Source organism: Photorhabdus sp. HUG-39, from assembly GCF_963878365.1.
Classification (GTDB): domain Bacteria; phylum Pseudomonadota; class Gammaproteobacteria; order Enterobacterales; family Enterobacteriaceae; genus Photorhabdus; species Photorhabdus kayaii.
In genome coordinates, this window is the sequence record NZ_CAWNWY010000063.1 from 1 (window position 1) to 10547 (window position 10547).

The 10547-nt window shown below is 40.3% G+C and carries 8 protein-coding genes and 2 pseudogenes; 1 reads left to right on the forward strand and 9 read right to left on the reverse strand.

Annotated features, from left to right (window positions below):
• A pseudogene (locus tag AAC155_RS23345) lies at positions 1 to 236 on the forward strand (ATP-dependent RNA helicase SrmB); the annotation flags it as partial.
• 264 nt (positions 237 to 500) lie between these two features.
• Here AAC155_RS23345 and lhgO read toward each other — a convergent pair.
• The 9 genes and pseudogenes from lhgO to AAC155_RS23390 form a co-directional block, all read right to left on the reverse strand.
• Complete coding sequence (gene lhgO / locus AAC155_RS23350) at positions 501 to 1691, reverse strand: L-2-hydroxyglutarate oxidase (protein ID WP_113044328.1); 1191 nt, start codon at positions 1689 to 1691, stop codon at positions 501 to 503.
• 268 nt (positions 1692 to 1959) lie between these two features.
• Entirely contained in the window at positions 1960 to 3060 is a 1101-nt protein-coding gene (locus AAC155_RS23355; protein WP_113044329.1) for a DegT/DnrJ/EryC1/StrS family aminotransferase, read from the reverse strand.
• An 11-nt stretch (positions 3061 to 3071) separates the two neighbouring features.
• Positions 3072 to 4286 (reverse strand): MFS transporter, encoded by a 1215-nt coding sequence (locus tag AAC155_RS23360; protein WP_113044330.1) that lies wholly within the window; start codon positions 4284 to 4286, stop codon positions 3072 to 3074.
• Positions 4270 to 6537, reverse strand: coding sequence for a glycoside hydrolase family 65 protein (locus AAC155_RS23365; RefSeq protein ID WP_205068585.1), 2268 nt, complete (start codon positions 6535 to 6537; stop codon positions 4270 to 4272). The genes AAC155_RS23360 and AAC155_RS23365 overlap by 17 nt, the downstream gene beginning before the upstream one ends.
• Positions 6537 to 7580 (reverse strand): NAD-dependent epimerase/dehydratase family protein, encoded by a 1044-nt coding sequence (locus tag AAC155_RS23370; RefSeq protein ID WP_113044331.1) that lies wholly within the window; start codon positions 7578 to 7580, stop codon positions 6537 to 6539. The genes AAC155_RS23365 and AAC155_RS23370 overlap by 1 nt, the downstream gene beginning before the upstream one ends.
• Positions 7581 to 7589: 9 nt before the next feature.
• Positions 7590 to 8255: an HAD hydrolase-like protein gene (locus tag AAC155_RS23375; protein ID WP_113044332.1), complete on the reverse strand. Its 666-nt coding sequence runs from the start codon at positions 8253 to 8255 to the stop codon at positions 7590 to 7592.
• A gap of 25 nt (positions 8256 to 8280) precedes the next feature.
• Entirely contained in the window at positions 8281 to 8763 is a 483-nt protein-coding gene (locus AAC155_RS23380) for an adenylyltransferase/cytidyltransferase family protein (protein ID WP_113044333.1), read from the reverse strand.
• Positions 8764 to 8774: 11 nt separating this feature from the next.
• Complete coding sequence (locus tag AAC155_RS23385; protein ID WP_113044334.1) at positions 8775 to 9272, reverse strand: GNAT family N-acetyltransferase; 498 nt, start codon at positions 9270 to 9272, stop codon at positions 8775 to 8777.
• Positions 9262 to 10401, reverse strand: a pseudogene (locus tag AAC155_RS23390) (aspartate aminotransferase family protein); the annotation flags it as partial. The gene AAC155_RS23385 and the pseudogene AAC155_RS23390, both read right to left, overlap by 11 nt.
• Positions 10402 to 10547: the final 146 nt, after the last annotated feature.

Genomic DNA, 10547 nt, shown 5'->3' on the forward strand with positions numbered 1-10547 from the left:
ATGAACCACTCACGTCGCGGATTGTTGATGAACTTCGCCCAACAACCAAAGCACCAAGTGACAAAGCCCACAATAAGCCATCGAAAAAAGTATTGGCTAAACGCAAAGAGAAAAAGAAAGCGGAAGAATCGAAGAAAAAAGCTAAAATACGTCATCGAGATAGCAAAAATATCGGTAAACGCCGTAAACCTTCCGGTAATCCAAAACCAGAAGCGCCAACCAATAGCAATGCGTAAATCTTTAAACGGGCCGATTGGCCCGTTAATTATAATATGCAGTTTCGCATAGTAAGATTATTCTGTGAGTAAATAATAGGCTCAGAGCAAATGTTTTTTTTAATCCGACATTCCGCACCCAATTCAGGAATGTCGGGTGATACTTTTCAAAATCTACCAACTTTATGTTTTGATTATCGCCCTGTTAAAGTGATAATCAAAGTATAAGGTAAAAAAACAGACGGCTGGGAGTGATTGATGATTACTTTTACCGTTCTACTATATTCAAAAAGTTGGAAAATATCTTCTTACAATCTCTCGTCCAATTTCTATTGATGCCGTTGCAGCTGGTGAAGGTGCATTGCAAACATGTAATGAACGATGACCAACTACAAAATGAAAATCATCTACCAATTTTCCATCAATTGTCAATGCTTGGGCACGAACTCCAGCTGCCCCCAAAGAGATGTCCTCTGATTGCAAATCAGGAATAAGCTGACGGGCATTTTCGGTAAAAAATTGGAGCGAAAACGAACGTCGAATTTCTGCTATACCTTCACTGAAATAACGTGTAGCAATCTTCCAAAAACCTTTATAAGTGAGTATCTCCATCATATCTTGCAGACAAAAATCAGTTTTGCAATATCCCTCTCGTTTAAAAGCTAATACCGCGTTCGGACCAACATCCCGTTTGCCATTGAACATTCGTGTGAAATGCACACCAAGGAATGGAAAATCAGGATTAGGAACAGGATATATCAGATGGTTGACCAAATAATTTTTACTACTATCCAGAACGTAATACTCACCACGAAATGGCACAATTTTCATTCTTGTTTCATACCCCGCTAACTTAGCAATTCTATCGCTATGCAATCCAGCACAGTTCACAATCTGTTTGGCCTTATAACTCGCATGTAAGGTTTGTATTTCAACGTAGTCGGTATATTCATGAATTGAACACACCTGCTGTTGATAATAAATATTCCCATCCCTATTTTGAATAATCTCAGCTAATTTTCCGGCAATTTCTGGGTAATTCACAATTCCTGCATCCGGAACCAGAATAGCTTCCAACCCATTGACATAAGGCTCGCGCTTTTTTAAATCAGATCGTGATAATCGATTAATTTCAATCCCGTTTTGTAATCCCCTCTGATAGATATTATCCAGAAAAGGAAGCTCTTTTTGATGTGTTGCCACTATTACTTTACCGCAGCGGTCATAATATAACCCGTACTCCTGACAAAAGTGATATATAGTTTGGTTTCCTTTTTTTGCTAAACGTGCTTTTAAACTTCCGGGAGAGTAATAAATACCGGAGTGGACAACATTGCTATTATGTCCACTTTGATGGGCGGCTACTCTATTTTCTTTATCTAATATTAATAAATGTAATCGTGGATTATGTTCTTGCAAAGCATTTGCAACACCAAGACCAACCAATCCCGCTCCAATAATAATAACGTCGTACATTTTTAATTTTTCCTTATTTATTCCTAAATAATATATGGACACCGACAAAAATTAAAGTTGGTATCCATATATGTTATTTAAAATGATTCATATCAAGATTAAATAAATATTTAAGTATACATAACCTTTCATTTTTAAAGATATTAAACTCCATCAAACACTATTTAAATACACGAAAAAGGCACACAGTAATAATAAGCGGATAAAAGATACACACCTCATGGAGTTTTCTGTTTATTATAATTTTATGTAAATTCGTGCGACTCTATTAAACCTTAATTAAATCGAATTGCTTTATCAACATTACTATCTTCTCAATATCGTTGTCAGAAAGATGGTGATGACAGGGAATAGTGAGAATTTCTTGCGCTAAACGTTCAGTAGTGGGAAGAGCTATTTGAGGCTGGCTACGCAGCCATGCTTGTTGTCGATGAATCGGTATTGGATAATGGATAGCGGCTTCAATACCATGTTTAGCTAGGTGCTGCTGCAATTTGTCTCGGTTTTTTGATTTTACCACATAATGATAATAAGCGTTTCCCGGTTTTCCTGCCCCTAAATCTGTTCCAGTTCTTGTATTGAACAATTCTTTGTCATAAAAAGCTGAAATTTCCTTGCGACGTTGTAACCACTGGTTTAAATACTGAGTTTTGATATTTAATGCAGCTGCTTGTAAAGTATCAAGGCGTGAATTTATACCAAATAAAATAGATTCATTACGTGTCTGCAATCCATGATTGCGAGCAAATTTTGCATACTCAGCTATTTTCGAGTTAGTAGTGATGAGAATCCCACCATCACCAAAACCTCCGAGTGTTTTCAGTGGATGTAGCGAAAAAGCCGCAGCATCGCCTAATGTACCGACTTGCTGGTCATTGATAGTAGTTCCAATGGCTTGAGCACAATCTTCGATAACATATACTCCCCTCATATGGCACAGCGTGACAATCGGAGCAATATCTACGGGGCGTCCGCGCAAATAAACGGGTATAACAGCCTTTGTTCGTTCAGTAATCAGAGGAGCAATGGTGTCAACATTAATGAGTTCATCCTCTCCAATATCAGCTAGGATTGGTTTAGCGCCAACAGCAACTATTGCCCCAACTGTTGCTATAAACGTATTAGCACAAGTAATAACTTCATCACCCGAACCTATACCTAAAGCTTGCAATGCAAGTAGCAAAGCATCTGTACCAGAATTGAGTGCGATGGCATGTGCTCCTCCACAACATTGTGACATCCATTTTTCTAATCTTGAAACCTCTTCACCAAGCACAAAATCACCGGTTGTCAAAACATTTTGCCATTGCTTGAAAATTAGTTCGGACAAATCGATAGCCTGCTCTTGAATATTGTTACATTTAATCATGCTATTGCCTTTTAAATTTTTCGAGTGATAGCAGAAAGTGCGATGGCAGTGATTCCAATAGCACTGACGATTGCAGTCAATGTTAGTGTTTCAGAATATCCCACTGCCGCACCGATAATTCCTGCTCCAAGATAAATGAATGGGTGTGCACCACTGGTAACAAAAGTATCTACCGCTACAACTTTTCCAAGGTCTTTTTCCGGAGAGAGGGTTTGCATAGCAGTAGTCCAACCAGTGAGCCAGGATGCTTCAACAATCCCAACAAACATTGCCCCCAGAATGACCATCCAAGAGAAGCCCCCCATGCCCAATAAAAGCATTGCGCTACAGAGAAATAAACCACAGATCACGGCAAGTCTTATTAGACGTTGGTGACCAGCAGTAAGTACTGTGATAACAGATCCAATACATGCACCAGCTCCCGAAGCTGCCAGACAAAACCCCCACATTGTATCACTGAATCGATCACTGATTGCGTATGGAGCAATGACTAAGAAAATAGGGAAACACAACACATTCAGGATCAATGTCGCGATAAATCCGAGTAACAATACAGAGTTACCAGTAATGACTGTGATACCGTTCAATACCTCACGTATAGAGAATTTATCATCGGAACCACGAATCCCTATATCGGGTATCAGGGCAGTAAAAAGAGCTGCTGCGAAAAACGTAATGCCATCAACCAGTATTCCCCATGCTGGTTCCCACAATATGATCATAACTCCTACTGTGGCAGGAAAAACTACTGCCACAAAGTTATCTACAAAATTCATGGCTCCATTTCCTGCCACTAAGGCTTGCTTGGGTAGCAAGTTTACAAGCAGAACTTGAGCACATGGGCGAGAGACACCAATGCCAATACCAAATATTAAATAGGCAAGTACTAATCCCCACCACGGGGCGTTTAACACAAGTAACATAGTTGCAGCAACTTGCGCCAACCCCCTGGCAGTATCTGTCGCAATGAGAATGTGTTTTGGTGACTTTCTGTCTGCTAGCAGACCTCCAGCGACAGCCCCAATGACTGTCCCTAATCCCACCGCAGCCATGACGACACCAAAAACCTCCCCACTAAGTTTGGCATGAATCAACGCAACAGGAAGGGCAGCTAAACAGACTGCATCACCAATCATTGACAAGCCTTGACCAATAAGCAATTTCCGGAATGATGAGGAGCGTAATGCCTCGGAATAAGGCGATACTCGTTCAGCGAATGAAGTCATTTGTTTCTCCGCAGATATAGATACGTCCATCTGGACAACATTCGGTAGCGAGTTTCTTCCCTCCACAGTAGATGTCAATGATGCCATCTGCAAGTACACTGACCATAAGTCGTTGCCCACAAAAATAAAGCATGAACCGATAGGAATCCCAGTCGGATGGTAACCGGGGGCGAAAATAAAGTCTTTTCTCTGCGACACGTAGCCCGGCTAAGCCTTCAACAAGCCCTTGCCATGCACCTGCGTAAGCTGAAAGATGTAATCCATTGTTGTAATTTAATATAGGGGTGAAATCCAGATTATATCGACTTGCGCGTGATATAAAATCGGCACAGACATCTATCTTACCTATATCCGCAGCAAGCACGGCATGAGGGCCATAACTGAGTGATGATTCATGAACAGTACGGGGCTCATAGAAGTTGAATGCTACTCGCTTGACTTCATCAGAGAAATCATCGGGGAATAAAGACATAAGCAGAACAACATCAGCCTGTTTTATGATTTTGGATGTGAAATTTTGCAGCTTTTCGGCAGAATACCGTTCATGTTCATTTATGAACTGCGGCCCATGTTTTTTTTCGTTTCTTAACTCAGTATCTTGAAGAATTGCATACCCATCGAATTCTTCCGGAATGGAAACGCCATCAATAACCATCCAAGGAAGATAGACATTTTCACTAATTGTTTTCCAATTCTTAATCTCGTTTGCAGAAATCTCGGGGAAGCATTTGTAGCTAATTAGCGAAAGTGCAAATTTTATGCACCATCTGAAAAGATAGTTTGTAAAAAAACTATTGTCTACATGATAATGATATTCATCAGGTCCCATTACTGAGTTAATAACATATGCCTGTTTTTTATCGGACCATTTAAATACAGATGCAGCAAATCTTGCACATTCTGCAACTATTTTATAACCACGAGTGTTCATATAAGCATCATCGTAGGTTACAGACCAGTATCTGTATAGGGAGTAGCAGACATCAGCAGAAATGTGTAATACTTCATCGACACTCCACTCACGCACGATATCAGCATCAGGATAGGAAAGGACATAGTGAGGTCCGTTTTCAGCGCCATGATCATTAGAAGCCTCTGGAAAACGCGCCCCAAAAAATCCTGTGGCTTTTGCAAATTCAATCGCTTTTTCCATACTATGGTATCGGTAGTCAATGAATGCTTTTGCTACACGTGGGTCATTCCAAGCCCAAAATATACATTTATGGAGTTCAGTATCAAAAAAAGTCGCTCCTGAATGATAAGGGCTAGTCAACCCCCGAGCTGGTGAAATAAAACCCGACTCATGGTTATATGCACCAATACCATGCTGTAAAAGTTGGAAAAGTGCATATTTAATACCGAGTTCAATGGGTTTATCGGACGCATTGATTGTCACATCATGCTCTTCCCATAATTTATTCCACCTTGCTCGATGCTCATTCTGGGAGGAGATGAAGTTAAATGGCACTGGGGATATCTCAAGTCCTACACTGCAATCCTCTGAACGTACCTTCCAATGTATAAATATAGAATGATGTTCATTCTGGGAAAAGTCGAAGGTTACGGATGTTGCACAACTCTGTCCTAAACATGACCATGTGTTTGCGTATCTGGCAGAGAATAATTGAACATCATAGTGCAATTTTTGTTCTTTAGTTGTGATTATCGCGCTAAAACCATCTTTATTGGAATAACATTGATTAATATCATAATGACGAGCAACTAGCCAAGGAGCCGTGCCGAGGTATTCGTTACCAGCAGAAATATCAAGCCCGTAATCCAACCGTAATCTCCGTAGACCAATTTCAGTATTTAATTGACGTAATTCAATAACAGTTGAGACTTCAAGCTTATTGGGAATATCAATAAACTGCCTTATGATTAACTCGAATTCTCCTCCTCTTACGCACAAATATTCAGTGCTGGTAACAAATGCTGTATCGAGAGATAAAATAATTTTCGCGGCTCGACCATTTTTGTGAATTACTGGTTCACCAGTTTCGACATCATAAAGCCGGAGAATTTTTGGTGCTGGCAGTGATACTATTTCACGTGAAACCCCAACACCTGATGTATATACCTTGTCCATAAGTAGCTGAACCCGCTGAGCTCGTTCAGATGCTTTTGGTACGTGTGGTCGCAGTCCCATAAAACTATTAGCTAATGTTGTCACACATGAAATAAATGCTGACGAATCAGGGCCGACTTCAGATATATTTTCTTCTTTTCTTCCATAAGTGATGGTCAGCATCAAAGACTCCTTGATACATTGAAAGACCAATCTGTGTATTTCATATTCAGCATATTATGGTAGCAAGGATCTGTAAGAACATTTGTGCTATTAATAAACCAACCCGATTGCCATTTCTCACATATTTCCAAAACAGCATCCCGAATTGTATAAACAAATTGAAAATCCAGTTCATTTTGTACTAAACGAGAGTCTAATCGGTAAGATCTTGTGTCATTAGAAGCTGTTGTAGCAATAGGTACATTGGTATTGAAATAGCGATCAACAACATCTTTCACCTGCAATGCTATATCGCTCACAGTATGGTTTTCATAACCGACGTTAATGGCACTCCCACTGACTGAACCAAGAGAATTACGTTGAACAAGTGTTGCATACAGGCGAGTTAAATCGCAAATATGGACATTAGGCCGGTATTGATTCCCACCAAAAACGGTAATTTTTCCTTGTGAAAGTGCACTAGCAGTCAGAATATTTACAGTCAAATCTAAACGTTGTCTGGGAGACCAACCGCAAACTGTTGCTGCCCTCACTGCAATGGTTTCAAAATTTGGGCTTGTTAGACCGAAAAGAACCTCCTCGCCTTCTGATTTATATCGGTTATAGTCCGTGATAGGAACACAAGGCTGACTTTCGTCGACGATAGGTTGATCATTTATACCGTAAACACTCGCTGATGATGCGTAGATAAAACGCCGACACCCCAGATTCTTGGCACTTATCATGAGATAAGGAAGACAAGCGATATTTATAGATCGACTGACTTCCGGATCTGAGTTAAAACTAGGGTCATTGGCTACCGCAGCAAGGTGTACTACTGTTGTTACTCCCCGTAATGAATCTTCAACAATAGTTTTATCACGAATATCCCCCTTAACTAATTCCAGATGGGGATGATCAAGAAAGAAACTAAGTCCGTTAGGAAAGAATTGGGCATCCAATACTCTAACTTTATAGCCTGCAGACAATATTTTAGGTACCAGTCGCGAACCTATATATCCTGCTCCACCAGTTACAAGAATTGTTTCATATTTAGCTTGCATATCATTTCCTTATATTATTTCGACAATCGGAATAGAGATGTCATTAAGGGATGGAATAATAAAAGCGCGTTGGTCGGTAGCCATGGGAAGGAGTTCATTGCGATGTATCTGATAAGCTTGGATTCCAAGATTACAGGCTACGTCAATAGAATGTGGAGAATCATCAATAAGCGTGACCTCTTTTGGGGTACGTTCTTCAATGAGAGACAAAAACAACTCCTCTCGAGTCTGATCTTGTTTTTGCCTTACTATGCTTTGTTGATTGAGTATTATGCTTTCCTTACGTAGCATATCGTCAAATAGGGAAGATGCATTTTGTGAGGCTGTATAAAATTTAACCTCTTGAGACGACAATTCTACTCGCTTTAAAAGTCGTACTGCGTCATCGAAAAGTCGGGCGTATACAGAAAGCCTAAGAAATTCAGCCTGTTTGATTTCCGCAAGCATACTTATGTTGCCGTTGTTTAATCTATCCAGGCCCGAAAGCAATCCAGCCTTTTTTAAATCCAAAAGGCGTGAAGCACCTTCTAATCGAGGTCGTCCTGCGATATTGGCAAGATATTCTTCATGAGTAAGCTCCGTCAGCCCGAACTGATGAGCAGCGTTACGCCAGGCTTCGTAATGCGGAGTATCAATGAGTGTCCCATCAAGATCAATCAATAGAAGTGTTTGCATTTTTGCTCCACTATTTTTAAGAGTTTTACATACTCTTGCCCATAATTATGTTTGCGATCCGAGAAGTTGAATCCATTACCTTGTCATCAGTGAAAGCTATACGCCCTCCATTGCTTTCAACAAATATTCGTTCTGCATTCAGTCTTAAATCCGTACTAGTGCCGTAATCCGCACCTTTAAAAAACACATGAGGACGAAGAGCGGAGAGGATATGTTCGGCGGTAGGTGAATCACTCACTATTACATGATGGCAGTAGCGAATCGATGCCATAAATTTGGCACGATGATAATCAGAAAAAATGGGACGCTCAGAACCTTTGTTGACATACTTATCAGCGGTAATTGACACGAAAAGACGATCAACCAGTAAATTGGCTTGTCGTAAATGGTGTATGTGACCAATATGGACGATATCAAAGCATCCGTGACACAATCCAATTGTCAGGCCATCTTTTTGGTAGCTTTCAGCAAGAGCTTTTAACTCGGTGACGCTGTTCAAAACGGTCATGTCAATGCCTCCTATGAAATAAGATATTTTGCCATTATGTTTAGATGTTCAGATTTCCCCCAATAATCTGGTATTTGCCCGACTATTTGGAATCCATTACGAAGATGAAAGAGATATGCAGCACGTTCTTTGTCAATGTTACCAATATCTAGACAAAGGTATTTTTTCCTAAGACTTAATGCGAATGCCTCAATTTCGCTATAGAGCAACGAAGCAACACCGTATCGACGATAATTTTGATCAACAACCAACCAATCAGCCCAAAGAACATACTTTGATGGTATTGCTCCCAAACTACACCCCATTGTTCCGATAACCGCCTCACCTTCAGTTGCAACAAACCGAATCTCCTCTTGATGCGGGTTTTCCAATTCACGTATGAATTGAATACTCGCAGATTGGGTTAGGTCATCCTCTGAACCAATTTGTGCTATGAGTTTAAGAACCGCTTCCATATCAGAGATGTTAAAACGTCGAATAAGAATTGTGCGCGTGCTTTTAATTGTCATGGTATTCCAGCCTAGTCAGAGCAGAATCCAACCGATCACATGCGCTATCGATCATTTCGGCAGTATGCAAAGCAGATAACGTCACGGGTTCTGGGCAATATGTTAGAGGTAATAGAAATCCGTATAACTTATATTCTGTTGACAACAAGCGGAATAATTTATGTGCGAATTTCACAGGGTAGGTATTTTCTATATCTTTCATTGTCTTTGGGCGTACTAAAGACCCGATATGAACACCAACTCTTCCTCCATAGCCATCAATATGACAGGGAATATTGTGTTGCTTAAAAATTTCTTTCATATTTTTTATGAGTTGGCTTTCTAAATTTGCAACATGTTGATAGAGGATTCCATCTTCTAAGTGCTCGATAACTGTCAAAGCTGCCGAAACCGATAGATATCTTCCCGTATTTGTGCCACTTATCTGTACAGGCCCACGCGGAGCGATCATATCCATATATTCAGCTTTACCAGCAATTCCAGCTATCGGCATTCCAGCACCAAATGCCTTACCATAAGTCGCTATATCCGGAATGACATCATAATCTTTTTGAGCACCACCAATATTTGCCCTAAATCCTGTTAACACTTCGTCAAAGATAAGTAATGCTTTATGCTTTGTCGCAAGTGCACGCAGGTTTTGCAGAAATCCCTCATCAGGTTTGATACAACCGATATTCAGAGCCACTGGTTCTAGAATAATGCCAGCCACATCACCAGAATATGTTTCAAATGCTTTCTGCACTGCATTTAGGTCATTCCATGGCAATGGCACAGTTAATTGACCTAATTCGGCAGGAATACCGGTAGTACCTTCAAGACGTTCTAGCTCACCATTTGCAAAAACAACACCACTTCGTGGAGAGGAATCTATATTCCATGTAAGAGTGTCATTTAAGCCATGAAAGTGGCCTTCAAATTTAAAAATAATGCGTTTACCTGTTGCGGCTCGAGCTATTCGAGTCGCATACATAGTGGCTTCTAGCCCTGAATTTACAAGACGTAATTTTTCTGCGCACGGTACCGTAGAGCAGAAGCGTTCACTCAACAATTGATGTTCTTCAGTTTCATATTGTTGAAGAAAACCACGTGATAGTGCATGAGTAATGGCCTTTCGTATAACAGAGCTATCATGACCAAGAAAACATCAGGGCAACCGCATGAATGATTAAATATCACTCACATTAGCAAAACCCGCCTGTAATACTCGCTCCAAAAATTGGGTTTTCATCCATATTCGTCTACGCTTCGCTTTAATGCTTAATTGACTCGTTT

Bases quoted from the DNA above. Each gene is read 5' to 3' on its own strand.
- lhgO (WP_113044328.1), bottom strand. From the start codon at position 1,691: ATGTACGACGTTATTATTATTGGAGCGGGATTGGTTGGTCTTGGTGTT.
- AAC155_RS23355 (WP_113044329.1), bottom strand. From the start codon at position 3,060: ATGATTAAATGTAACAATATTCAAGAGCAGGCTATCGATTTGTCCGAA.
- AAC155_RS23360 (WP_113044330.1), bottom strand. From the start codon at position 4,286: ATGACTTCATTCGCTGAACGAGTATCGCCTTATTCCGAGGCATTACGC.
- AAC155_RS23365 (WP_205068585.1), bottom strand. From the start codon at position 6,537: ATGCTGACCATCACTTATGGAAGAAAAGAAGAAAATATATCTGAAGTC.
- AAC155_RS23370 (WP_113044331.1), bottom strand. From the start codon at position 7,580: ATGCAAGCTAAATATGAAACAATTCTTGTAACTGGTGGAGCAGGATAT.
- AAC155_RS23375 (WP_113044332.1), bottom strand. From the start codon at position 8,255: ATGCAAACACTTCTATTGATTGATCTTGATGGGACACTCATTGATACT.
- AAC155_RS23380 (WP_113044333.1), bottom strand. From the start codon at position 8,763: ATGACCGTTTTGAACAGCGTCACCGAGTTAAAAGCTCTTGCTGAAAGC.
- AAC155_RS23385 (WP_113044334.1), bottom strand. From the start codon at position 9,272: ATGACAATTAAAAGCACGCGCACAATTCTTATTCGACGTTTTAACATC.